This is a genomic window from Streptomyces sp. NPDC005435 (assembly GCF_040703155.1).
Lineage (GTDB): Bacteria > Actinomycetota > Actinomycetes > Streptomycetales > Streptomycetaceae > Streptomyces.
Window position 1 is genome coordinate 173,220 of record NZ_JBEXEQ010000012.1, and the last position, 23,545, is coordinate 196,764.

18 protein-coding genes are annotated in these 23,545 nt (G+C 71.6%); 14 read left to right on the top strand and 4 right to left on the bottom strand.

The window, feature by feature from the left end; genetic code table 11:
* The first annotated feature begins 120 nt into the window (after positions 1-120).
* From AB0898_RS17565 to AB0898_RS17575, 3 genes are all read left to right on the top strand, one after another.
* The gene (locus AB0898_RS17565; protein WP_018544743.1) at positions 121-324 is read left to right on the top strand and encodes a hypothetical protein; all 204 of its coding nucleotides are present in this window, start codon (positions 121-123) and stop codon (positions 322-324) included.
* A gap of 250 nt (positions 325-574) precedes the next feature.
* Complete coding sequence (locus tag AB0898_RS17570; protein ID WP_366803809.1) at positions 575-4,636, top strand: AAA family ATPase; 4,062 nt, start codon at positions 575-577, stop codon at positions 4,634-4,636.
* Positions 4,637-4,875: 239 nt separating this feature from the next.
* Positions 4,876-6,294, top strand: a complete 1,419-nt coding sequence (locus tag AB0898_RS17575; RefSeq protein ID WP_366803810.1) for a sugar porter family MFS transporter — start codon at positions 4,876-4,878, stop codon at positions 6,292-6,294.
* A 132-nt stretch (positions 6,295-6,426) separates the two neighbouring features.
* On the opposite strand, the gene AB0898_RS17580 is transcribed toward AB0898_RS17575, so the two are convergent.
* Both AB0898_RS17580 and AB0898_RS17585 read right to left on the bottom strand, forming a co-directional pair.
* A complete protein-coding gene (locus tag AB0898_RS17580) occupies positions 6,427-7,212 on the bottom strand; it encodes an alpha/beta fold hydrolase (RefSeq protein WP_366803811.1) in 786 nt (261 codons plus the stop codon).
* A gap of 108 nt (positions 7,213-7,320) precedes the next feature.
* A complete protein-coding gene (locus AB0898_RS17585; protein WP_366803812.1) occupies positions 7,321-8,775 on the bottom strand; it encodes a cytosine permease in 1,455 nt (484 codons plus the stop codon).
* A 180-nt stretch (positions 8,776-8,955) separates the two neighbouring features.
* On the opposite strand from AB0898_RS17585, the gene ftsY reads away from it, so the two are divergent.
* Positions 8,956-10,164, top strand: coding sequence for a signal recognition particle-docking protein FtsY (ftsY, locus tag AB0898_RS17590; protein WP_366803813.1), 1,209 nt, complete (start codon positions 8,956-8,958; stop codon positions 10,162-10,164).
* A 106-nt stretch (positions 10,165-10,270) separates the two neighbouring features.
* Here the strand turns inward: ftsY and AB0898_RS17595 are convergent, their stop codons facing one another.
* The gene (locus AB0898_RS17595) at positions 10,271-10,933 is read right to left on the bottom strand and encodes a bifunctional DNA primase/polymerase (RefSeq protein ID WP_366803814.1); all 663 of its coding nucleotides are present in this window, start codon (positions 10,931-10,933) and stop codon (positions 10,271-10,273) included.
* A 454-nt stretch (positions 10,934-11,387) separates the two neighbouring features.
* Here AB0898_RS17595 and AB0898_RS17600 point away from each other — a divergent pair, with 454 nt between their 5' ends.
* The 5 genes from AB0898_RS17600 (at position 11,388) to ffh (ending at position 19,151) form a co-directional block, all read left to right on the top strand.
* On the top strand, positions 11,388-12,866 hold the full coding sequence (locus AB0898_RS17600; RefSeq protein WP_366803815.1) for a hypothetical protein: 1,479 nt from the start codon (positions 11,388-11,390) through the stop codon (positions 12,864-12,866).
* A 352-nt stretch (positions 12,867-13,218) separates the two neighbouring features.
* On the top strand, positions 13,219-14,553 hold the full coding sequence (locus AB0898_RS17605; protein ID WP_366803816.1) for an ammonium transporter: 1,335 nt from the start codon (positions 13,219-13,221) through the stop codon (positions 14,551-14,553).
* On the top strand, positions 14,550-14,888 hold the full coding sequence (locus AB0898_RS17610; protein WP_003997576.1) for a P-II family nitrogen regulator: 339 nt from the start codon (positions 14,550-14,552) through the stop codon (positions 14,886-14,888). The genes AB0898_RS17605 and AB0898_RS17610 overlap by 4 nt, the downstream gene beginning before the upstream one ends.
* A 27-nt stretch (positions 14,889-14,915) precedes the next feature.
* A complete protein-coding gene (locus tag AB0898_RS17615) occupies positions 14,916-17,378 on the top strand; it encodes a [protein-PII] uridylyltransferase (protein ID WP_366803817.1) in 2,463 nt (820 codons plus the stop codon).
* 219 nt (positions 17,379-17,597) lie between these two features.
* On the top strand, positions 17,598-19,151 hold the full coding sequence (gene ffh / locus AB0898_RS17620) for a signal recognition particle protein (protein ID WP_366803818.1): 1,554 nt from the start codon (positions 17,598-17,600) through the stop codon (positions 19,149-19,151).
* 77 nt (positions 19,152-19,228) lie between these two features.
* Here ffh and AB0898_RS17625 read toward each other — a convergent pair whose 3' ends face one another.
* Positions 19,229-20,083, bottom strand: coding sequence for an SAM-dependent methyltransferase (locus AB0898_RS17625; RefSeq protein ID WP_366803819.1), 855 nt, complete (start codon positions 20,081-20,083; stop codon positions 19,229-19,231).
* A 393-nt stretch (positions 20,084-20,476) separates the two neighbouring features.
* Here AB0898_RS17625 and AB0898_RS17630 point away from each other — a divergent pair, with 393 nt between their 5' ends.
* The 5 genes from AB0898_RS17630 (at position 20,477) to trmD (ending at position 23,449) form a co-directional block, all read left to right on the top strand.
* Positions 20,477-21,076: a hypothetical protein gene (locus AB0898_RS17630; protein ID WP_199585302.1), complete on the top strand. Its 600-nt coding sequence runs from the start codon at positions 20,477-20,479 to the stop codon at positions 21,074-21,076.
* Between the two features lie 246 nt (positions 21,077-21,322).
* On the top strand, positions 21,323-21,742 hold the full coding sequence (gene rpsP, locus AB0898_RS17635; RefSeq protein WP_366803820.1) for a 30S ribosomal protein S16: 420 nt from the start codon (positions 21,323-21,325) through the stop codon (positions 21,740-21,742).
* Positions 21,743-21,747: 5 nt separating this feature from the next.
* Positions 21,748-21,987: an RNA-binding protein gene (locus AB0898_RS17640; RefSeq protein WP_003973401.1), complete on the top strand. Its 240-nt coding sequence runs from the start codon at positions 21,748-21,750 to the stop codon at positions 21,985-21,987.
* Positions 21,988-22,070: 83 nt separating this feature from the next.
* Entirely contained in the window at positions 22,071-22,619 is a 549-nt protein-coding gene (gene rimM, locus AB0898_RS17645; protein ID WP_366803821.1) for a ribosome maturation factor RimM, read from the top strand.
* Positions 22,616-23,449, top strand: coding sequence for a tRNA (guanosine(37)-N1)-methyltransferase TrmD (trmD, locus tag AB0898_RS17650; RefSeq protein WP_366803822.1), 834 nt, complete (start codon positions 22,616-22,618; stop codon positions 23,447-23,449). Before rimM ends, trmD begins: the two co-directional genes overlap by 4 nt.
* The last annotated feature ends 96 nt before the right edge of the window (positions 23,450-23,545 follow it).

Below are 23,545 nucleotides of genomic sequence, written 5' to 3' on the forward strand. Positions count from 1 at the left end.
ACCTTAGCTGTTTGGCATGGCGACGCAGAGCAGGATCTGAGTGTGCCAAGCGCCGCGGGTGCGAATCCCTCACGACCCACACCGCATCGGTCGGTCACTCAGTGTGGAGGACCATCCATCATGGCAAAGGCGCTTCTCGGTTACGTCGGCGGCTCCGACCCTCGACTCCTCGCCGAGATGCGACGGCTTCAGCAGCGCGTCCAGGACCTGGAGTCCGAGCTCGTACGGATCCAGGCGGAGAACGACGCGCTGGCGGCTGCCGCCTCTCAGGACAGGATCATGGAGAGCATCGACGCACACCAGGCGGAGCCTGCGCTCACCTGATCGCCGCATCAGCTCCACGAAAGCACGCGCAGCGGTCGGGCCCGCCCGTGACAACCGCTCAGAAAGGTTCGGACGCAAGCCACTAGCCGGCTGTCCGAGCCGCAAGGGACGCTTCGGCGTCCCTTCGTACTTTCCCCCGCATCCTTTCAACCGTTTCACCATCTGGTGTGCCCTCCACGTTCATGTGCGAAACCGTGGGGTTGCGAGTGTCCGTGGAGTGAGATAGCCGCTGCCGGTAAAGTCCGATTGCGTGCATCTCAAGGCATTGACCCTGCGCGGCTTCAAGTCGTTCGCCTCGGCGACCACGCTCCGGTTCGAACCGGGGATCACGTGCGTCGTCGGTCCGAACGGCTCCGGCAAGTCCAACGTCGTGGACGCGCTCAGCTGGGTCATGGGCGAGCAGGGCGCCAAGTCGCTGCGCGGCGGCAAGATGGAGGACGTCATCTTCGCCGGCACCACCGGCCGCCCGCCGCTGGGCCGCGCCGAGGTGTCCCTCACCATCGACAACTCCGACGGCGCCCTGCCCATCGAGTACACCGAGGTCACCCTCACGCGGATCATGTTCCGCAACGGCGGCAGCGAGTACCAGATCAACGGCGAGACCTGCCGGCTGCTCGACTTCCAGGAACTCCTCTCCGACTCCGGCATCGGCCGCGAGATGCACGTCATCGTCGGGCAGGGCCAGCTCGACTCCGTCCTGCACGCCGACCCCACGGGCCGCCGCGCCTTCATCGAGGAGGCGGCCGGAGTCCTCAAGCACCGCAAGCGCAAGGAGAAGGCGCTGCGGAAGCTGGAGTCGATGAAGGCCAACCTCGCCCGCGTGCAGGACCTCACCGACGAACTCCGCCGCCAGCTCAAGCCGCTGGGCCGGCAGGCCGCCGTCGCCCGCCGCGCCGCCGTCATCCAGGCCGACCTGCGCGACGCCCGGCTGCGCCTGCTCGCCGACGACCTCGTCACCCTGCGCGAAGCCCTCGGCGCCGAGATCGCCGACGAGGCCGCCCTCAAGGAACGCAAGGACAGCGCCGAGCGCGAACTGCGCGACGCCCTCCAGCGCGAGGCCCGCCTGGAGGAGGAGGTACGACGCCTCGCCCCGCGCCTGACCCGCGCCCAGCAGACCTGGTACGAACTCTCCCAGCTCGCCGAACGCGTCCGCGGCACCGTCTCCCTCGCCGAGGCCCGCGTCATCAGCGCCACCTCCGCACCCCCCGAGGAACGGCGCGGCCGCGACCCCGAGGACCTGGAGCGCGAGGCCGCCCGGGTCCGCGAACAGGAGGCCGAGCTGGAGGCCGCCCTCGACGCCGCACGGCACGCCCTGGACGACACGGTCGCCCACCGCGCCGAACTGGAACGCGCGCTCACCGTCGAGGAACGCCGGCTCAAGGACGTCGCCCGCGCCATCGCCGACCGCCGCGAGGGCCTGGCCCGGCTCTCCGGACAGGTGAGCGCCGCCCGCTCCCGCGCCGCCTCCGCCCAGGCCGAGATCGACCGCCTGGCCGCCGCCCGCGACGAGGCGGCCGAGCGCGCCGCCCGGGCCCAGGAGGAGTACGAGACCCTCAAAGCCGAGGTGGACGGCCTCGACGCGGACGACGCCGACCTCGCCGTACGGCACGAGGAGGCCCGCCGGCGGCTCGCGGCGGCGGAGGACGCGCTCGGGGCGGCCCGCGAGGCCACCGCCGACGCCGAGCGGCGCCGCGCCGCGACCCGCGCCCGCCACGAGACGCTGACGCTGGGCCTGCGCCGCAAGGACGGCACCGGCACCCTCCTGTCGGCCCGCGACCGGCTCACCGGCGTACTCGGCCCGGCCGCCGGGCTCCTCACCGTCACCCCCGGCCACGAGACCGCCCTCGCCACCGCCTTCGGCGCGGCCGCCGACGCCATCGCCGTGACCGGCCTGACAGCGGCGACGGAGGCAATCGAACTCCTCCGCAAACAGGAGGGCGGCCGCGCGGCGTTCCTGTTGGCGGGGGGCCCGGAGGAGGTGTCCGAGGGGCGGCGCCCGGCGTCGGCGGCCCCCACCGGGCACGGCTTCCCGCCTCCGGCCCCCGCCGAGCGGGACTCCGCGCCTTCGGCGCAAGACGCGACCGAGGCGGGGGAGGCGACCGACGGGTCCGCCCTCGGCGGTGGTCGTCCCGCGCCCGGGACCGCGACCGGTGCCGGGTCCGGCGCGGCTGCCGCAGGCGTCCACCCGGTCTCGGCCGGGGGCGGCTCCCCGTCGCCGGCCTCCGCCGAGCGGGACTCGGCGTCTCCGGGGCGCGACGCGTCCGGGGCGGGGGAGCCGACCGGCGGGTCCGCCCTCGGCGGTCGTCCCGCGCCCGGGGCCGGTGCCGGCGCGGCTGCCGCAGGCGCCCACCCCGTGGGCGACCCCGGCACCGTCGGTGATCCGGCCGCGGCCGCCCCCCACATGCGCCCCGACGAAGCCCCCCGTACCGTCGCCGCTCCCGGCGCATACGCCGAGCGCGCCCCTTCGCCAGCCGCCCCCGTCGCCGCCCAGCGCAGCGACCCCCGCATCCGCCACCCCTTCGCCGCCGACCTGGTGCGCGGCCCCCACGACCTCATGCCCGCCGTGCGGCGGCTGCTGCGCGGGATCGTCGTCGTCGGGACGCTGGAGGAGGCGGAGGAAGTGGTGCGGGCGCGGCCGGCGCTCACCGCTGTCACCGCCGAGGGCGATCTGCTCGGCGCCCACTTCGCGCAGGGAGGTTCGGCCGGGGCGCCCAGTCTGCTTGAGGTGCAGGCGTCCGTGGACGAGGCCGCCGCCGAGCTGGCGGAGCTGGCCGTGCGGTGTGAGGAACTGGAGCGGGGCCGGGAGACGGCCACGGAGGAGCGGACCGTGAGCGCCGCGCTCGTGGAGGAGCTGGGGGAGCGGCGCCGGGCCGCCGACCGGGAGAAGTCGGCCGTGGCCCAGCAGCTCGGCCGGCTCGCCGGGCAGGCGCGCGGCGCCGCGGGAGAGGCGGAACGCTCGGCCGCGGCGGCCGCCCGCGCGCAAGAGGCGCTGGAGCGGGCCGTACAGGAGGCCGAGGAGCTGGCCGAGCGGCTCGCCGTGGCCGAGGAGCTGCCGGTGGAGGAGGAGCCGGACACCTCCGTACGGGACCGGCTCTCGGCGGACGGCGCCAACGCGCGGCAGACCGAGATGGAGGCCCGCCTCCAGGTCCGTACGCACGAGGAGCGGGTCAGGGCGCTGGCCGGACGGGCCGACTCGCTGGACCGGGCCGCCCGCGCGGAACGCGAGGCACGGGCGCGGGCCGAGCAGCGCAGGGCCCGGTTGCGCCATGAGGCCGCCGTCGCCGGGGCGGTCGCCGCCGGCGCCCGGCAGCTGCTCGCGCACATCGAGGTCTCCCTCGCCCGTTCCGAGCGGGAGCGCTCCGCCGCCGAGGCGGTCAAGGCGCTGCGCGAGGGGGAGTTGGCGCAGGCGCGCACCGCCGGGCGTGAACTCAAGGCGGAACTGGACAAGTTGACGGACTCCGTGCACCGGGGCGAGGTGCTCGGCGCCGAGAAGCGGCTGCGCATCGAGCAGTTGGAGGCCAGGGCGCTGGAGGAGCTGGGCGTCGAACCGGAGGGGCTGGTCGCGGAGTACGGCCCGGAGCAGCCGGTGCCGCCCTCGCCGCCGGCCGAGGGGGAGGAACTGCCCGAGGACCCGGAGCACCCCCGCAACCGGCCGCGCCCCTTCGACCGCGCCGAGCAGGAGAAGCGGCTGCGGTCCGCCGAGCGCGCCTATCAGCAGCTCGGCAAGGTGAACCCGCTCGCCCTGGAGGAGTTTGCCGCGCTGGAAGAGAGGCACCAGTTCCTCAGTGAGCAGCTGGAGGACCTGAAGAAGACCCGCGCCGATCTGCTGCGGGTGGTGAAGGAGGTGGACGAGCGGGTGGAGCAGGTCTTCACGGAGGCGTTCCGTGACACCGCGCGCGAGTTCGAGGGGGTCTTCGCCCGGCTCTTCCCCGGCGGCGAGGGGCGCCTGATCCTGACCGACCCCGACGACATGCTGGCCACCGGTGTGGACGTGGAGGCGCGGCCGCCGGGCAAGAAGGTCAAGCGGCTCAGCCTGCTCTCCGGCGGCGAGCGGTCACTGACGGCGGTGGCGCTGCTGGTGTCCATCTTCAAGGCCCGGCCGAGCCCCTTCTATGTGATGGACGAGGTCGAGGCGGCGCTCGACGACACCAACCTCCAGCGGCTCATCCGGATCATGCGGGAGCTGCAGGAGTCGTCCCAGCTGATCGTCATCACCCATCAGAAGCGCACGATGGAGATCGCGGACGCGCTCTACGGGGTCTCCATGCAGGGCGACGGTGTGTCCAAGGTCATCTCGCAGCGGCTTCGCTAGCCCGCAGCCGGCCCGCGCTTTCAAGATCAACAAATCTCTCGTTCACTTCTTGAACATCTCTGGGGTCGACGTATCTCTTACGTCACAGTCATCTAGGTATTGACTTCGAAACTTGAACGCATATTCTCTGCAACGTTGCATTTACCTTCAGGTGTGAGCGGTGCCAAGTTGTGCGCCACTGGAAACCTGGAAGGGCTCGCCCCCACCCGGCAGCGTTGCCGTGGCCCGAGGAGTTACACGTGACCAGCACAGCGCAGGCACCCCAGCCAGGAGCCCGGTCGGCTCACCCCGAACATCTCGGGCACGTCATCTTCATCGCGGCCGCGGCCGCCATGGGCGGTTTCCTCTTCGGCTACGACAGCTCCGTCATCAACGGCGCCGTCGAGGCCATCCGTGACCGTTACGACGTGGGCTCCGCCGCCCTCGCGCAGGTCATCGCCATCGCCCTGATCGGCTGCGCCATCGGCGCCGCCACGGCAGGGCGCATAGCCGACCGCATCGGCCGTATCCGCTGCATGCAGATCGCCGCCGTGCTGTTCACCGTCAGCGCCGTGGGCTCCGCCCTTCCGTTCGCCCTGTGGGACCTCGCGTTCTGGCGCATCATCGGCGGCTTCGCCATCGGCATGGCCTCGGTCATCGGCCCGGCCTACATCGCCGAGGTCGCCCCGCCCGCCTACCGCGGCCGGCTCGGCTCCTTCCAGCAGGCCGCGATCGTCATCGGCATCGCCGTCTCCCAGCTGGTCAACTGGGGCCTGCTCAACGCCGCCGGCGGCGACCAGCGCGGCAAGCTCATGGGCCTTGAGGTCTGGCAGGTCATGCTGGGCGTCATGGTCGTCCCGGCCGTCCTCTACGGCCTGCTCTCCTTCGCGATCCCCGAGTCCCCGCGCTTCCTGCTCTCCGTCGGCAAGCGTGAGCGCGCCCGCGAGATCCTGGCCGAGGTCGAGGGCAAGGGCGTCGACCTCGACGCGCGCGTCGACGAGATCGAGCACGCGATGAAGTCCGAGCACAAGTCGTCCTTCAAGGACCTGCTCGGCGGCGGCTTCTTCTTCAAGCCCATCGTCTGGATCGGTATCGGCCTGTCGGTCTTCCAGCAGTTCGTCGGCATCAACGTCGCGTTCTACTACTCCTCGACGCTGTGGCAGTCGGTCGGCGTCGACCCCTCGGACTCGTTCCTCTACTCCTTCACGACGTCGATCATCAACATCGTCGGCACCGTGATCGCGATGATTTTCGTGGACCGCATCGGCCGCAAGCCGCTCGCCCTCATCGGCTCGGTCGGCATGGCCGCCGGTCTGGCCCTGGAGGCCTGGGCGTTCAGCTACCACCTGGTCGACGGCAAGCTGCCCGCCACCCAGGGCTGGGTCGCGCTCGTCGCCGCCCACGTGTTCGTCCTCTTCTTCGCCCTCTCCTGGGGTGTCGTGGTCTGGGTCTTCCTCGGCGAGATGTTCCCGAACAAGATCCGCGCCGCCGCCCTCGGTGTGGCCGCCTCCGCGCAGTGGATCGCCAACTGGGCCATCACCGCGAGCTTCCCGTCGCTGGCCGACTGGAACCTCTCCGGCACCTACGTGATCTACGCCATCTTCGCCACCCTCTCCATCCCGTTCGTCCTGAAGTTCGTCAAGGAGACGAAGGGCAAGACGCTGGAGGAGATGGGCTAGCAGCCCCCTCGACCCGGGGAGAAGGGCCAAGTCCCCGCTGCCCCTCTCCTCGCACCCTCCGCCGCCCCCGACCCGGCCACTGCCCGGGCCGGGGGCGGCGGTGTCGTACCCGGGGCCTCGGGGAGACACCCCCTAACGGGCCAGGAACGGCTCCAGCGCCGCGCTCAGCCCGGCGGGCGCGTCCAGGGCGACGAGATGAGCGGCGGAGGGGAACTCCACCAGAGTGGCGCCGGGTATCCCGGCGGCGTAGCGGCGGGCGATGTCCTGGAAGTCGGCGACGTCGAGCTTGCCGACGCCCACCAGCACCGGGACGGAGACGGCCCCGAGGTCACCGGACCCGGGGCCCTCGGAGTACCGGCCCACGACGGCCTGGTTCACCAGCGACGTCCGCAGCGGGCCCCGCAGCCGGTCGGCCAGTCCGCCGGCCACGTCGTCCCAGCCGCGAGCGGGGCCGCGCAGCCACATGTCCAGGTTGATCTCCACGGCCGCGTCGAAGTCGCCCGCCTCCAGCGCCGCCGTCTCGGCCTCGTCGTAGGCGACCATCTCCGCCGACCAGCCGTACCGGGGCCAGGGCGCGGAGATCATCGCCAGCGAGCGCACCCGCTCCGGATGGGCGAGCGTGAAGTCCAGCGCCACGCGGCCGCCCCAGGACGCGCCCACCAGCCGTACCCGCTCGTAACCGAGGTGGTCCAGGAGCCGGCGCAGGTCGTCGGTCTCGCGGAACGGCCCCGCCGGGAGCGCGGACCCGCCGAAGCCGCGCAGGTCGTACCGGATCACGGTGTGCCGTGCCGCCAGCGCGGGCACGACCGCGTCCCACATGCGGTGATCGGCGACACCGGCGTGCACCAGCACGACGGGCGGGCCGTCACCGGTGATGTCGTAGGAGAGATGGCCGAGATCGTCGTGCAGTGTCAGCATGCGCGGATGATCGCAGGGCCCCGGGCACAGCGGCCATCGGATATACGCGCCGAAGCCCCCTCCGGAACGGCTCGCCCGGAAGGGGGCTTCGGCGGAGGTCCCCGCAGGTCAGACCTCGGCCGGGACCCGCTCCTCGGCGGGCGCCGCCCCGGACTCGGCAGGCGCCGGCACCGAGGGCTTCGGCAGCAGCAGGTACAGCGCGCCCGAGATCACGATGGCCGCGATCCAGCCGAGGCCGTACTCGCCGACGAGGTTGTTCTTCGCCAGCGGACCGGTGAACCAGTCCGAGGTCGTGAACATCAGGCCGGAGACGAGACCGATCGCCCAGGAGGCCACCGCGGCGGGGGAGAAGCCGCCCCGGTACCAGTAGGCGCTCGTGCGGCCCGTGTCGGCCATGGCGCGGGCGTCGTACTCCTTGCGGCGGAACATGTCCGCGCCGAAGACACCGGTCCACGCGGAGAAGGCCACCGCGAGCATGGACAGGAAGGCGATGAACGAGCCCATGAAGCTCGTCGCCACCAGCATCAGCACGCCGCCCAGCGCCAGCGAGATCACCGCGTTCACGGACACCGCCCAGTGGCGCGGGATCTTGAAACCGAGCGTCTGCGCGGTGAAACCGGCCGAGTACATCGACATCGAGTTGATCAGCAGCATGCCGACCACCGCGATGAGCAGATACGGCACCGTGATCCACAGCGGCAGGATCGTGCCGAGGAACGAGACCGGGTCGGAGGCCGAGGCCAGGTCGGGCGTGCCGACCGCCATGACCGCGCCCATCAGCACCAGCGGCAGCACGACGATGCCCGCACCGCCGACCGTGTTCCCGACGATCGCCCGGGACGACGCCGTACGCGGCAGATAGCGCGTGAAGTCCGGCGCGGAGGGAATCCAGCTCACGCCACCCGCCGCGATCATGCCGACGGCCGTGATCAGCGAGGCCGTGGAGCCGGCGCCCTGGTGCATCACCTTCGACCAGTGCGTGTGCACCGCGAGATACCCGAGCACCAGCACCGAGAAGACACCGAACAGATACGTCGCGTACTTGCTGCACTTCTGCACGGCGTTGATGCCGAGCCCGGATATCGCGAAGGTCGCGATCACGAACAGCAGCAGGGTGACCAGGTCCAGCACGCCGTTCGCCTTGATCCCCAGACCCAGGTCCAGGATCGTCAGCAGCGCGTACGCGCCGGTCACCGCGTTGATCGTCTCCCAGCCCCAGCGCGCCACCCAGATCAGCGAACCGGGCAGCAGATTGCCGCGCTGTCCGAAGACCGCCCGCGACAGCGCCATACCGGGCGCGGCACCCCGCTTGCCCGCGATGCCGAGCAGACCGACCAGGCCGTAGGAGACGAGCGGCGCGACGCCCGCGACGACCAGCGCCTGCCAGAAGTTCAGGTGGTACGACACCACCAGGCTCGCGCCCATCGTGAGCAGCAGGACGCTGATGTTGGCGCCCACCCAGGTGGGGAAGAGCCCGCGCGTACGCGCGGTGCGTTCGTGATCGGGGACCGGCTCGATGCCACGGGTTTCCAGCGCGCTCTCGCGCGCGGCCGTCTTGCTCATGAAAAAGGGGTGTCCTAGCGGTGGGGGACGAGGACGACGGGCTCAACGCGCGCGGCGGAGCCAAACGTCATCGTAGTTTAATCCGACTCCATTGCCCCTGTGGCATTTGTCTCTTGGAGGAAACGACAGGCGGCCGCAAGCCTCTTCGGCGGATACCCCATGGCCGATACTGGACGCGTTATGGAAACCATCATCCTTGCTGTAGTCATCGCCGTGGTCGTGCTCGGCGCGCTCGGCGGGCTCCTCATCGGCAGCACACTCAAGAAAAAGAAGCAGCTGCCACCGCCGCCGCCCTCCGCGCCCGACCTCACCGCGCCGCCGGCCGAGCCACAGGTCGGCGAAGAGGCCGAGACTCCGCGCGACGAACCGCGCCGGACGATCGAGGAGGTGGACCTCCCGGGCGGCGGGACCACCACCGTCGAGGAGCCGCCCGCCGCCGAGAAGGCTCCCGAGATCGAGATCCCGGAGCCCACCGCGGGGCGGCTCATCCGCCTCCGCGCCCGTCTCTCCCGCTCCCAGAACGCCCTCGGCAAGGGCCTGCTCACGCTCCTGTCGCGCGAGCACCTGGACGAGGACACCTGGGAGGAGGTCGAGGACACCCTGCTGACCGCCGACGTCGGCGTGCGGCCCACCCAGGAACTGGTCGAGCGGCTGCGCGAGCGCGTCAAGGTGCTCGGCACCCGCACCCCCGAGGAACTGCGCGGCCTGCTCCGCGAGGAGCTGCTCAAGCTCGTCGGCACCGACATGGACCGCGAGGTCAAGACCGAGCCCGAGGGCCGCAAGCCCGGCATCGTCATGGTCGTCGGCGTCAACGGCACCGGCAAGACCACCACCACCGGCAAGCTCGCCCGCGTCCTGGTCGCCGACGGCCGCACCGTCGTCCTCGGCGCCGCCGACACCTTCCGTGCCGCCGCCGCCGACCAGCTCCAGACCTGGGGCGAGCGCGTCGGCGCCTACACCGTGCGCGGTCCGGAGGGCGGCGACCCCGCCTCCGTCGCCTTCGACGCGGTGAAGGAGGGCAAGGAGATGGACGTCGACGTGGTGCTCATCGACACCGCCGGACGTCTGCACACCAAGACCGGCCTCATGGACGAGCTGGGCAAGGTCAAGCGCGTCGTGGAGAAGCACGCCCCGCTCGACGAGGTGCTGCTCGTGCTCGACGCCACCACGGGACAGAACGGCCTGGTGCAGGCCCGCGTCTTCTCCGAGGTCGTGGACATCACCGGCATCGTGCTGACCAAGCTCGACGGCACCGCCAAGGGCGGCATCGTCATCGCCGTCCAGAACGAGCTGGGCGTGCCGGTCAAGCTGATCGGCCTGGGCGAGGGCCCCGACGACCTGGCGCCCTTCGACCCGGAGGCGTTCGTGGACGCGCTTCTCGGTGACTGAGCCCCCGGACCCGATCACCCCACTACACGGCGAAGCGCCCGTCCCCACGTGAACGGTGGGGGGCGGGCGCTTCGCCGTACCGAAGCCGGTTCAGGGGTCGCGGGCTTTACGCTCCCGCCCGCGACCGGTGCGCCACATACGCCAGCGTCCCCAGCAGCAGCCGGGCCGCCGGAAGCCTGGTCGCGCTGTCCAGCGCGGGCGGCCGCAGCCAGCGCACCGGGCCGAGGCCGCCGCGGTCGGAGGGCGGGGCCGTGATGTACGCACCCGCGCCGAGGCCGCGCAGGTCCAGGGCGGCGGGGTCGTCCCAGCCCAGGCGGTAGAGCAGCCGGGGCAGCTCGGCGGCGGCGCCGGGGGCGACCAGGAAGTGGGCGCGGCCCTCGGGGGTCGCGGCGACCGGGCCGAGGGGGAGGCCCATGCGCTCCAGGCGGACCAGGGCGCGGCGCCCGGCCGCCTCGGCCACCTCGATCACGTCGAACGCGCGGCCCACCGGCAGCATCGCCGAGGCGCCCGGCACCTCGGCCCAGGCCTGGCCCACCTCGTCCAGCGTGGCCCCGGCGGGCACCGGCGCGGCGAACTCCAGCGGATGCGCGCCCGGCGCCGGACAGTCCGCGCGCCCGCAGGAGCAGACGCCCCCGGCGGTGCGCGCGCCCGGCACCACGTCCCAGCCCCACAGGCCCGTGAACTCGGCGACGGCGGTGCACTCCGTCGACCGGCCGCGCCGGCGCGTGCCGGAGCGGATCTCCCGAATGCCGCCGATCGTGAAGCCCATGCCCCCTCCAACGGGTCCAGCGCGCCGGTGGTTACGAACCGGAGCGAGATGGATGCGGAACGTGACGCTACGACATCCGCCTTCCCGGGGTGCCCCGGGAGCAAGGCGGCGCGTCGTGGCGCGGCGGGTGGTGCGCCGGGTTCCATGCGCCCCCGCGTGCACCGCTCCGCCCACTTCCGTCCGTCCTATGTCAAGTGAATCGCGAGGGCGCGATCGTGAGTTCATTCGAAGGGGTGGCGAATGGTGGCGTTTCAAGGATCGCCGTGGTTGGAAGGGTGATCGTGGGGTTACTGTGAGTATGCGAGCCCTGGGGGCACTTGCCTTCGTGGGTATGCCGGAGGCAAGTCGTCAGCTCGTTCGAAGGGTGAGAACCGCCGGACGGGAGGCCGTATTTACCGGCATTCTGATAGGGCTTGGCGCACGGCGACAGGGTTTCAGGGATGGGGGCGTTCCAGTGGGCGGCAACGGCGAAGGCGGGACAAACGCTGACAAGCGCCCCAACGAGCTGCTCGGCTCGTGGTTCGTGCGCAGCGGCTGGTCCAAGGGCGAGCTGGCCCGGCAGGTGAACCGCAGGGCACGGCAGCTCGGCGCCAACCACATCTCGACCGACACCTCGCGCGTGCGCCGCTGGCTCGACGGGGAGAACCCGCGCGAACCCATCCCGCGCATCCTCTCCGAGCTGTTCTCCGAGCGCTTCGGCTGCGTCGTCTCCACCGACGACCTCGGCCTGCGCGTCGCCCGCCAGTCCCCGTCCGCGACCGGCGTGGACCTGCCCTGGACCGGCCCGCAGACCGTCGCCCTGCTCAGCGAGTTCTCCCGCAGCGACCTGATGCTCGCCCGGCGCGGCTTCCTCGGCACCTCCCTCGGCCTGGCCGCGGGACCCGCCCTCGTCGAACCCATGCAGCGCTGGCTGGTCCCCTCACCCGCCTCCCCGCTGCCCCCCGGCCCCGACCCGCTGCACGACTCCCGCAGGCCCGGCCGGCTCTCCCGCCCCGAGCTGGAGCTCCTGGAGTCCACCACCCGGATGTTCCGCCAGTGGGACGCCCAGTGCGGCGGCGGACTGCGCCGCAAGGCGGTCGTCGGCCAGCTCCACGAGGTCACCGACCTCCTCCAGGAACCCCAGCCCGAGGCCACCACCCGCAGGCTCTTCAAAGTCGCCGCCGAACTGGCCGAACTGGCCGGCTGGATGTCGTACGACGTCGGCCTCCAGCCCACCGCCCAGAAGTACTTCGTCCTCGCCCTGCACGCCGCGAAGGAAGCCGGCGACAAGCCCCTCGGGTCGTACGTCCTCTCCAGCATGAGCCGCCAGATGATCCACCTCGGCCGGCCCGACGACGCCCTGGAACTGATCCACCTCGCGCAGTACGGCAGCCGCGACTGCGCCGGACCCCGCACCCAGTCCATGCTGTATGCGATGGAGGCCCGCGCCTACGCCAACATGGGCCAGCCCGGCAAGTGCAAACGCGCCGTCCGCATGGCCGAGGACACCTTCACCGAGGCCGACGAGTGGGACGAGCCGGACCCCGACTGGATCCGCTTCTTCTCCGAGGCCGAACTGCACGGAGAGAACAGCCACTCCTTCCGCGACCTGGCGTACGTGGCGGGCCGCAGCCCCACCTACGCCTCCCTCGCCGAGCCCCTCATGGAGCGCGCGGTCGAACTGTTCGCCAAGGACGACGAGCACCAGCGCTCCTACGCGCTCAACCTCATCGGCATGGCCACCGTGCACCTCCTCCAGCGCGAGCCCGAGCACGGCACCGCCTACGCCAAGCGCGCCATGGACATAGCCCGCAAGGTCCGCTCCGAGCGGGTCAACACCCGCATCCGCAAGACGGTCGACACGGCCGTACGCGATTTCGGGGACCTCGCCGTCGTGGCCGACCTCACCGACCAGCTCGCCACCGACCTCCCGGAGTCCGCCGAGGCCCTCTGAGCCCGGCACCCCGTGCCCCGGCCGCGGCCGGTCCTCCCGAACTGCCCGACTCGGCTCCCCCATGCCAGGTCATCGAGAGGCCGGACGCGGCCGGTTCCTCATCCGCGCGCTTGCGTCATGCGCGCGCCCGCGGGCCGATGGTTGCGCCACGATAACGATCGCCGCGCCCGGCATCCGGCAATTCATCCACGCGTAACACGCGAGCCGCCTTCGTCACCCCGGTGAAACAGCGAGGGGCGCCCACCGAAACCGCGCTGCGTCAGTCTCGTGGCCCATAACCGCCCCCCTCAACCGACCGGACCGCTGAAGGCACCGCCCGCACGGGGCCGTACCAACCGATGAGGAGACGCCGATGGCTCCAGCCATCACGCTTGCGGCGGAGGCACCCAAACTGTCCTCCGCGAACACAGGCTTCATGCTGATCTGTTCCGCCCTGGTGCTGCTCATGACCCCGGGCCTGGCCTTCTTCTACGGAGGCATGGTCCGCGTCAAGAGCACCCTCAACATGCTGATGATGAGCTTCATCAGCATCGGGATCATCACCATCCTCTGGGTGCTCTACGGCTTCTCCCTCGCCTTCGGCTCGGGCTCCCCGTTCATCGGATGGAACGCCGACTGGATCGGCCTCAGCGACATCGGCCTCACGGAGCTGTGGCCGGGATACACCATCCCGGTCTTCGTCTTCATGGTCTTCCAGATGATGTTCGCCATCATCACCCCCGCCCTGATCAGCGGCGCCCTCGCCGACCGCGTCAAGTTCAGCGCGTGGGCCCTCTTCGTCGCCCTGTGGGGCACGATCGTCTACGTCCCGGTCGCCCACTGGGTCTGGGGCGGCGACGGCTGGGCCTACAAGCTCGGCGTCATCGACTTCGCCGGCGGCACGGCCGTCCACATCAACGCGGGTGCCGCCGCCCTCGGCGTCATCCTCGTCATCGGCAAGCGCGTCGGCTTCAAGAAGGACCCGATGCGCCCGCACAGCCTGCCGCTCGTCATGCTCGGCGCCGGACTGCTGTGGTTCGGCTGGTTCGGCTTCAACGCGGGCTCCTGGCTCGGCAACGACGACGGCGTCGGCGCGCTGATGTTCGTCAACACCCAGGTCGCCACCGCCGCCGCCATGCTCGCCTGGCTCGCCTACGAGAAGATCAAGCACGGCGCCTTCACCACCCTCGGCGCCGCCTCCGGCGCGGTCGCCGGCCTCGTCGCCATCACCCCGTCCGGCGGCGCGATCTCCCCGCTCGGCGCCATCGCCGTCGGCGCCATCGCCGGTGTCGCCTGCGCCGCCGCCGTCGGCCTCAAGTTCAAGTTCGGCTACGACGACTCCCTCGACGTCGTCGGCGTCCACATGGTCGGCGGCATCGTCGGCTCCCTGCTCATCGGCTTCTTCGCCACCGGCAAGGGCCAGTCCACCGCCACCGGCGTCTTCTACGGCGACCACAGCTTCGACCAGCTCTGGAAGCAGTGCGCCGGAGTCTTCGCGGTCCTCGCCTACTCCCTCGTCGTCTCCGCCGTCCTCGCCTTCCTCCTCGACAAGACCATCGGGATGCGCGTCCCCGAGGACGTCGAGGTCTCCGGCATCGACCGCGCCGAGCACGCCGAGACCGCATACGACTTCAGCGGAGCGGGCGGCGGAGTCGTCGCCGGCGCCCCCGCCACGGCCGCTTCGCCCAACAAGAAGGTGGACGCATGAAGCTGATTACGGCGGTCGTCAAACCGCACCGCCTCGACGAGATCAAGGAGGCCCTCCAGGCCTTCGGAGTCCACGGACTCACCGTCACCGAGGCGAGCGGCTACGGCCGCCAGCGCGGCCACACCGAGGTCTACCGGGGCGCCGAATACACCGTCGACCTCGTCCCCAAGATCCGCATCGAGGTGCTGGCCGAGGACGACGACGCCGAACAGCTCATCGACGTCATCGTCAAGGCCGCCCGCACCGGCAAGATCGGAGACGGCAAGGTCTGGTCCCTGCCCGTCGAGACGGCCGTACGCGTCCGCACCGGCGAGCGCGGCCCGGACGCGCTCTGACACGACGACACGAACAGGAGCCGCTGGGTGACGCGCACGGATGACCGGGATGACCGGAAAGAAGCGGACGACTCGGGACGACCCAGCGGCTACGCGGCGGCCCGGCTGCGCCTCCTCACCGAGGGGGAGCGGCCCGGGCCGCCGCGCCGCGCCGCCCTCGCCGGACTCACCGACGACTGGCTCGCCGGACTCTTCAACGCCGCCGCCCCCGGCATCAAGGGCGTCTCCCTCGTCGCCGTCGGCGGCTACGGACGCGGCGAACTCTCCCCGCGCAGCGACCTCGACCTCCTGCTGCTGCACGACGGCAGCGACCCCACCGCCGTCGCCACCCTCGCCGACCGCCTCTGGTACCCCGTCTGGGACCTCGGTCTCACCCTCGACCACTCCGTACGCACCCCGGCAGAGGCCCGCAAGACCGCGGGCGAGGATCTCAAGGTCCACCTCGGCCTCCTCGACGCCCGCCACCTCGTCGGCGACCTCGGCCTCACCGCCGGACTGCGCACCGCCGTCCTCGCCGACTGGCGCAACCAGGCCCCCAAACGCCTCCCCGAACTCCAGGAACTGTGCGCCGAACGCGCCGAACGCCAGGGCGAGTTGCGCTACCTCCTCGAACCCGACCTCAAGGAAGCCCACGGCGGACTGCGCGACGCCACCGCACTGCGCGCCGTCGCCGCCTCCTGGCTCGCCGACGCACCCCGCGAAGGACTCGCCGACGCCCGCCGCCGCCTCCTCGACGCCCGCGACGCCCTCCACCTCGTCACCGGCCGCGCCACCGACCGCCTCGCCCTCCAGGAACAGGACCAGGTCGCCGCCGAACTCGGCCTCCTCGACGCCGACACCCTGCTCCGCCAGGTCTACGAAGCCGCCGGGATCATCTCCTACGCCGGCGACGTCACCTGGCGCGAAGTGAACCGCGTCCTGCGCTCCCGCGCCGTACGGCCCCGCCTGCGCGCCATGCTCGGCGGCGGAAAACCGCCCGTCGAACGCTCCCCGCTCGCCGAAGGCGTCGTCGAACAGGACGGCGAGGCCGTCCTCGCCCGCGCCGCCCGCCCCGAACGCGACCCCGTCCTCCCGCTGCGCGCCGCCGCCGCAGCGGCCCAGGCCGGACTCCCGCTCTCCCCGCACGCCGTACGCCGCATGGCCGCCCTCGCCCGCCCGCTGCCCACGCCCTGGCCCGCCGAGGCCCGCGAGCAGCTCGTCACCCTGCTCGGCTCGGGGCGCCCGACCGTCGACGTCTGGGAGGCACTGGAGTCCGAGGGGCTGATCAGCCGCCTCCTCCCCGACTGGGAACGGGTCCGCTGCCGCCCCCAGCGCAACGCCGTCCACGTCTGGACCGTCGACCGGCACCTCATCGAGACCGCCGTCCGCGCCTCCGCCCTCACCCGCCGCGTCAGCCGCCCCGACCTCCTCCTCGTCGCCGCCCTGCTCCACGACATCGGCAAGGGCTGGCCCGGCGACCACTCCGTGGCCGGCGAGATCATCGCCAAGGACGTCGCCGCCCGCATCGGCTTCGACCGCGCCGACGTGAGCGTCCTCTCCACCCTCGTCCGCCACCACCTGCTCCTCGTCGACACCGCCACCCGCCGCGACCTGGACGACCCCGCCACCGTCCACGCCGTCGCCGAGGCCGTCGGCACCCAGAGCACCCTGGAACTCCTGCACGCCCTCACCGAGGCCGACGCGCTCGCCACCGGCCCCGCCGCCTGGTCCTCCTGGCGCGGCTCCCTCGTCGACGACCTCGTACGCCGCGTCTCCGCCGTCCTCGCCGGCGACACCCCCGACGAACCCGACCCCGGCGCCCCCACCGCCGAACAGGAACGCCTCGCCATCGAGGCCCACCGCACCGGCGCCCCCGTCCTCGCCCTGCGCGCCCAGACCGAACCCGCCGTCGCCGCCGAGGCCTCCGGCGAACCCGAACCCCTCGGCGTCGAACTCCTCATCGCCGTACCCGACCAGCCCGGCGTCCTGCCCGCCGTCGCCGGCGTCCTCGCCGTGCACCGGCTCACCGTCCGCACCGCCGAGCTGCGTGCCCTGCGGCTGCCCGACGCCGTCGACGACGGCTCCGTCCTGCTCCTGGACTGGCGCGTCGCCGCCGAATATGGCTCCCTGCCCCAGGCCGCCCGGCTCCGCGCCGACCTCGTCCGCGCCCTCGACGGCACCCTCGACATCACCGGCCGCCTCGCCGAACGCGACGCCGCCTACCCCCGCCGCCGCGGCTGGCCCGCACCCCCACCCCGCGTCACCGTCGCCCCCGCCGCCTCCCACCACGCCACGGTGATCGAGGTCCGCGCCCAGGACGCCCCGGGGTTGCTGTTCCGCATCGGGGCGGAGTTGGAGAAGGCAGGGGTTCAGGTGCGCAGTGCCCACATCTCGACCTTGGGTTCCAACGCCGTGGATGCCTTCTACATGACGACCGTCGCCGGGCTGCCTGTCCCGACGGAGGAGGCCGTGTCGATGGTGAAGGCGATCGAGGACGCGCTGCGTACATAACCTCCAGGCCGATGGCTCGTTGCACGGCTGTGGTCCTCGCAGTGGCGGGGGTGATCCGGCGTCGACGGCTTTCGCGCTCAGAGTGCTCACACAGTCCCCGCAGACGCGGGGTTTTCCGTCCCTCGCCGGTGTTCGCACCGGCGAGGGACGATTCGGTTGCGGAGCCCGATACCCTGGAGGGCGATCCACCTGCCCCCTACCTGAGGACCGACGAGCGCCGTGTTCGATACCCTCTCCGACCGCTTGGCGAATACCTTCAAGACCCTCCGGGGCAAGGGCCGCTTGTCCGAGGAGGACATCGACGCCACGGCCCGCGAGATCCGCATCGCGCTCCTCGAAGCCGACGTGGCCCTGCCCGTCGTCCGCTCGTTCATCAAGAACGTCAAGGAGCGCTCCCTCGGCGCAGAGGTGTCGAAGGCCCTCAACCCGGGCCAGCAGGTGCTCAAGATCGTCAACGACGAGTTGATCACCATCCTCGGCGGGGAAACCCGCCGTCTCCGCTTCGCCAAGCAGCCCCCCACCGTGATCATGCTGGCCGGTCTCCAGGGTGCCGGTAAGACCACGCTCGCGGGCAAGCTCGGCCGGTGGCTGAAGGAGCAGGGGCACTCGCCGCTGCTCGTCGCCTGTGACCTCCAGCGCCCCAACGCCGTCAACCAGCTGAGCGTCGTCGCCGAGCGCGCCGGTGTCGCGGTGTACGCGCCGGAGCCGGGCAACGGCGTCGGTGACCCGGTCAAGGTCGCCAAGGACTCCATCGACTTCGCGAAGTCCAAGGTCCACGACATCGTGATCGTGGACACCGCGGGCCGCCTGGGCATCGACCAGGAGATGATGCAGCAGGCCGCGGACATCCGCGACGCGGTCCGCCCCGACGAGATCCTCTTCGTCGTCGACGCGATGATCGGCCAGGACGCGGTCAACACCGCCGAGGCCTTCCGCGACGGCGTCGGCTTCGACGGCGTGGTGCTCTCCAAGCTCGACGGTGACGCTCGCGGTGGTGCCGCCCTGTCCATCCGCCAGGTCACCGGCAAGCCGATCATGTTCGCGTCCAACGGCGAGAAGCTGGACGAGTTCGACGCGTTCCACCCCGACCGGATGGCCTCCCGCATCCTCGACATGGGTGACCTGCTCACCCTGATCGAGCAGGCGGAGAAGACGTTCAGCCAGGAAGAGGCCCAGAAAATGGCCTCCAAGCTGGCGTCGAAGAAGGGCCAGGACTTCACCCTGGACGACTTCCTGTCCCAGATGGAACAGGTCAGGAAGATGGGCAGCATCTCCAAGCTGCTCGGCATGCTCCCCGGCATGGGCCAGATCAAGGAGCAGATCAACAACATCGACGAGCGCGACGTGGACCGCACGGCCGCGATCATCAAGTCGATGACCCCGGGCGAGCGCCAGGACCCGACGATCATCAACGGCTCCCGCCGCGCCCGTATCGCCAAGGGTTCCGGTGTCGAGGTCAGCGCGGTCAAGGGCCTGGTGGAGCGCTTCTTCGAGGCCCGCAAGATGATGTCGCGCATGGCCCAGGGCGGCGGCATGCCGGGCATGCCGGGGATGCCGGGCATGGGCGGCGGCCCCGGCCGCAGCAAGAAGCAGCCGAAGAAGGCCAAGGGCAAGCAGCGTTCGGGCAACCCGATGAAGCGCCAGCAGCAGGAGCTGGAGGAGGCCCAGCGCCGCGAGGCCGCCGCGCAGGGCGGAGGCGCCTTCGGTGTCCCGCCGCAGCAGGGCGGCCAGGACTTCGAGCTGCCGGACGAGTTCAAGAAGTTCATGGGCTGACCGAGCCCGCGTACGACGTCCCCGAGGGCGCCCCTCTCCACGAGGGGCGCCCTCGCGCGTTGCCGAGGAGCGGAACCTCAGGGCACCCGGGCTATCAGGTACCGGAAGACGTTCGGCATCCACACGATGCCGTCCGCGCGCTGGTACGGATGCAGCGCCTCGGCCAGCTCCTTCTCGGCCTGCTTGCGGTCGGTCGCCGCGATCGCCGCGTCGAACAGACCGGTCGAGAGCAGCCCGCGTACGGCGCTGTCGGTGTCGGCGTAGCCGAAGGGGCAGGCGACCCGGCCCGAGCCGTCCGGGCGCAGCCCCGCGCGCTGGGCGACCTCCTCCAGGTCGTCGCGGCGCCCCGGGCGCCGGCCGTGCACGCCGTGCAGCGGGTCGGCCAGCTTGGCGGCCACACCCAGCACGGCGGAGGTGGCGCACCGCTCCGGCGGTCCCCAGGCGGTGAGGACGACGGCCGCGCCGCGTGCCGCGAGGGGGAGGGCGTCGGCCAGCAGGGCGCCGAGCGCTTCGGCGTCGCCGGGGCGGCAGCCGATGGGTTCGAGGACGGTGATCAGGTCGTAGCCGGGCGCGTCCGCCTCGGTGGGCAGCGTGTCCAGCAGCCAGGGGCCCGCGGCCGCCGCCTCCGCGCCCTGTGCCGTGTCCGGCGCGAGGCGGTCACGGGCGAGCGCGAGCAGTTCCGGGGATGAGTCGGCCCCGGTGACGGCGGCGCCCCGGGCGGCCGCCAGCAGCAGGGCGAGTCCGGAGCCGCAGCGCAGGCCGAGGAGGCGGGTGCCGGGTCCGACGTCGAGTCGTTCGTGGACACTTTCGTAGAGCGGTTCCCACATGCGCTCCTGGATCTCGGACCAGTCGCGCGCGCGTGCTCGGGGGTCCGCGCCGGGTGGTGCGGAACCCGCGTGGGACAAGTGCTCCCGCACGAGCGTAGGTGTCATAGGTAAGCGCCCCAATCGCCGACAGTTCGCGTACGTGCCCGTGGGTGTGGCCCCCCGTGGTCGTGCGCGCACTCCACGTATGCCAGGTAACTCCGGGCGCGCGGCGGCGTCCAGTGGTTGCGGCGTCCGGCTTGGGGGGTGTGGGCGTGTGTGGCGAGATTTCACGCCCCGGCAACCTGAGGGGTGGGTGCGGGGCGGCGGGTGGGCACCGGTAACGTCGCGGGGGCCGGGAGCCCTGCTGAGCACCGGCTTGGTACGAGCTGTGCGGCTTCTTCCGCAGATTTGCGTACCCGCCCCGCGTCGGCCGCATCGGCGGCAACTGACGGGTAGGTGCAAATTATTTGAGATGCCCCGGAATAGGAACACGAGGGCACCCACGCTCGTTGTCATTACGTGAGCACGACACAGACACCACCTGTCCTCGCCGCGGAGCTGGCACAGGCGTGGGCCGACATTCAGCGGTACCACCCCGAGCTGCCGGATCTCGCCGCGCCGGAATCCCTGATCGGGGAGTCGTCGTCCGCGTGCGGACACGAGCTCTCCTTCGAGCGACTGCTGCACGAGGCAGTCCACGGCATCGCCGCCGCCCGGGGTGTCCGCGACACCTCCCGCGCCGGCCGCTACCACAACCGCCGCTTCCTGGCCGTCGCCGAGGAACTGGGCCTGGACCACCCCGAGGAGCCGCACCCCAGCAGCGGTTTCTCGCTGGTCACGCTCAATCCCGAGGCCAAGCGGCGGTACCGTCCGACCATCGAACGCCTCCAGCGCGCCCTGAAGGCGCACACGGTGGCCACCTCCGCCGACACCGCCCGCTCCTTCCGGGGTCCGGCCGCCCGGCACGGCTCCTCCGGCGGCGGCGTGCGCGTCAAGGCCGTCTGCGACTGCGGCCGCAACGTCCGCGTGGTCCCCTCGGTCCTCGAACAGGCCCCCATCGTCTGCGGCGGCTGCGGCAAACCGTTCCGCATCCCGGAGGCAGTGGCGGCGGCAAGCTGACAAGGCGGCTGCTCGTGGCAGCCGTACGATCACTTGCCCTTGCCCTTTGCCCTGCGGGCACGCTCAAGATCACTACCCGGAGCTCAAGGCCCCGCAGGGTGTGGCACAATGGCTAGCTGTACTCGACAGTCGCACAGGACCCCTCTCTCCTCCGGCTGACGCGTCCATCGGGCACTCGGGTACCGCAACCCCACGCGGCAACTCCGCCGTGCCCAACACACGTCAAAACCAGGAGAACTCACTCCCGTGGCAGTCAAGATCAAGCTGAAGCGTCTGGGCAAGATCCGTTCGCCTCACTACCGCATCGTCGTCGCCGACTCCCGTACCCGCCGTGACGGCCGGGCCATCGAGGAGATCGGCAAGTACCACCCCACGTACAACCCCTCGGTCATGGAGGTGGACGCCGACCGCGTCGCCTACTGGCTGGGTGTCGGCGCGCAGCCGACCGAGCCGGTTCTCGCCATTCTGAAGAAGACCGGCGACTGGCAGAAGTTCAAGGGCGAGCCGGCTCCCGCGCCGCTGCTCGTCGCCGCGCCGAAGCCGGCCCGCCCGTCGTTCGAGGCGCTCGGTGGCGACACCGAGGGCAAGGGTGAGGCCATCACCCAGAAGAAGAAGGCTGAGAAGAAGGACGAGGCCGCTGCCGAGTCCGAGTCGACCGAGGCCTGAGCACCATGCTCGAAGAGGCGCTTGAGCACCTCGTGAAGGGCATCGTCGACAACCCTGACGACGTGCAGGTCGCCTCGCGCAACCTGCGCCGCGGGCGCGTGCTGGAGGTCCGGGTGCACCCCGACGACCTCGGCAAGGTGATCGGCCGCAACGGCCGTACCGCGCGTGCCCTGCGCACCGTCGTGGGCGCCATCGGCGGCCGTGGTGTCCGCGTCGACCTGGTCGACGTGGATCACGTCCGCTGACGCATCACAGCAATCCGGCTCGGGCCGGGGAGGGCCACTGGGCCGTCCCCGGCCCGTAGTCGTATGACAGGAGAATTGGACTCGTGCAGCTGGTAGTCGCACGGATCGGCCGTGCTCATGGGATCAAGGGCGAGGTCACCGTCGAGGTGCGTACCGACGAACCGGAGCTGCGGCTCGGGCCGGGCGCCGTCCTGACCACCGACCCGGCCTCCGCCGGGCCGCTGACCATCGCCGCGGGCCGCGTCCACAGCGGCCGTCTCCTTCTGCGCTTCGAGGGGGTGAACGACCGGACCGGAGCCGAGGCGCTGCGCAACATCCTGCTGATCGCCGACGTGGACCCGGACGAACTCCCCGAGGAGGAGGACGAGTACTACGACCATCAGCTGATCGACCTCGACGTGGTCACCGCGGACGGCACGGAGGTCGGCCGCATCACCGAGATCTCCCATCTGCCCTCGCAGGACCTGTTCATCGTCGAGCGCCCGGACGGCACCGAGGTCATGATCCCGTTCGTGGAGGAGATCGTCCGCGAGATCGACCTGGCCGAACAGAAGGCCGTCGTCACGCCCCCGCCCGGTCTGATCGACGACCGTGCCGAGATCGCCTCGTCCCGGGACGAGGACGACGCATGAGGCTCGACGTCGTCACGATCTTCCCGGAGTACCTGGAGCCGCTGAACGTCTCCCTCGTGGGCAAGGCGCGGGCCCGGGGACAGCTCGGCGTGCACCTGCACGACCTGCGCTCCTGGACGTACGACCGGCACAACACGGTCGACGACACCCCCTACGGCGGCGGCCCCGGCATGGTCATGAAGACCGAGGCCTGGGGCGACGCCCTGGACACCGTCCTGGCCGACGGCTACGAGTCCGGCGCCCAGGCCCCCGCGCTGATCGTCCCGACCCCGAGCGGCCGGCCCTTCACCCAGGAACTGGCCGTCGAACTGTCGACGCGCCCCTGGCTGATCTTCACCCCGGCCCGGTACGAGGGCATCGACCGGCGCGTGATGGACGAGTACGCGACCCGGATGCCGGTCTACGAGGTCTCCATCGGCGACTACGTACTCGCCGGCGGCGAGGCGGCCGTCCTGGTCATCACGGAGGCCGTGGCGCGGCTGCTGCCCGGCGTCCTGGGCAACGCCGAGTCCCACCGGGACGACTCCTTCGCCCCCGGCGCGATGGCGAACCTCCTGGAGGGTCCCGTCTACACCAAGCCGCCGGTGTGGCGCGAGAGGGACATCCCCGAGGTGCTGCTCAGCGGCCACCACGGGAAGATCGCCCGCTGGCGCCGCGACGAGGCCCTGCGCCGTACGACCCTCAACCGGCCCGACCTGATCGAGCGCTGCGACCCGAAGGTCTTCGACAAGAAGGACCGGGAGATGCTCTCCATCCTGGGCTGGGCGCCTGATCCGGACGGGGTCCCGTTCGGGCGATTTTGGCGCAGGACCGAGAGCGTGGAAGAATAGTCCGCTGTTGTGCGTCCGTCCGGCGTGCGCCCCTGCCACAGGGGGACACGACGCCCGTTCCGACCCGCACGGCGACCCTGTTGTTCCACCTAGCTT

Bases quoted from the DNA above. Each gene is read 5' to 3' on its own strand.
- ftsY (WP_366803813.1), top strand. From the start codon at position 8,956: ATGGAAACCATCATCCTTGCTGTAGTCATCGCCGTGGTCGTGCTCGGC.
- AB0898_RS17580 (WP_366803811.1), bottom strand. From the start codon at position 7,212: ATGCTGACACTGCACGACGATCTCGGCCATCTCTCCTACGACATCACC.
- AB0898_RS17610 (WP_003997576.1), top strand. From the start codon at position 14,550: ATGAAGCTGATTACGGCGGTCGTCAAACCGCACCGCCTCGACGAGATC.
- AB0898_RS17625 (WP_366803819.1), bottom strand. From the start codon at position 20,083: ATGACACCTACGCTCGTGCGGGAGCACTTGTCCCACGCGGGTTCCGCA.
- AB0898_RS17640 (WP_003973401.1), top strand. From the start codon at position 21,748: ATGCTCGAAGAGGCGCTTGAGCACCTCGTGAAGGGCATCGTCGACAAC.
- AB0898_RS17565 (WP_018544743.1), top strand. From the start codon at position 121: ATGGCAAAGGCGCTTCTCGGTTACGTCGGCGGCTCCGACCCTCGACTC.
- trmD (WP_366803822.1), top strand. From the start codon at position 22,616: ATGAGGCTCGACGTCGTCACGATCTTCCCGGAGTACCTGGAGCCGCTG.
- AB0898_RS17595 (WP_366803814.1), bottom strand. From the start codon at position 10,933: ATGGGCTTCACGATCGGCGGCATTCGGGAGATCCGCTCCGGCACGCGC.
- AB0898_RS17605 (WP_366803816.1), top strand. From the start codon at position 13,219: ATGGCTCCAGCCATCACGCTTGCGGCGGAGGCACCCAAACTGTCCTCC.
- AB0898_RS17585 (WP_366803812.1), bottom strand. From the start codon at position 8,775: ATGAGCAAGACGGCCGCGCGCGAGAGCGCGCTGGAAACCCGTGGCATC.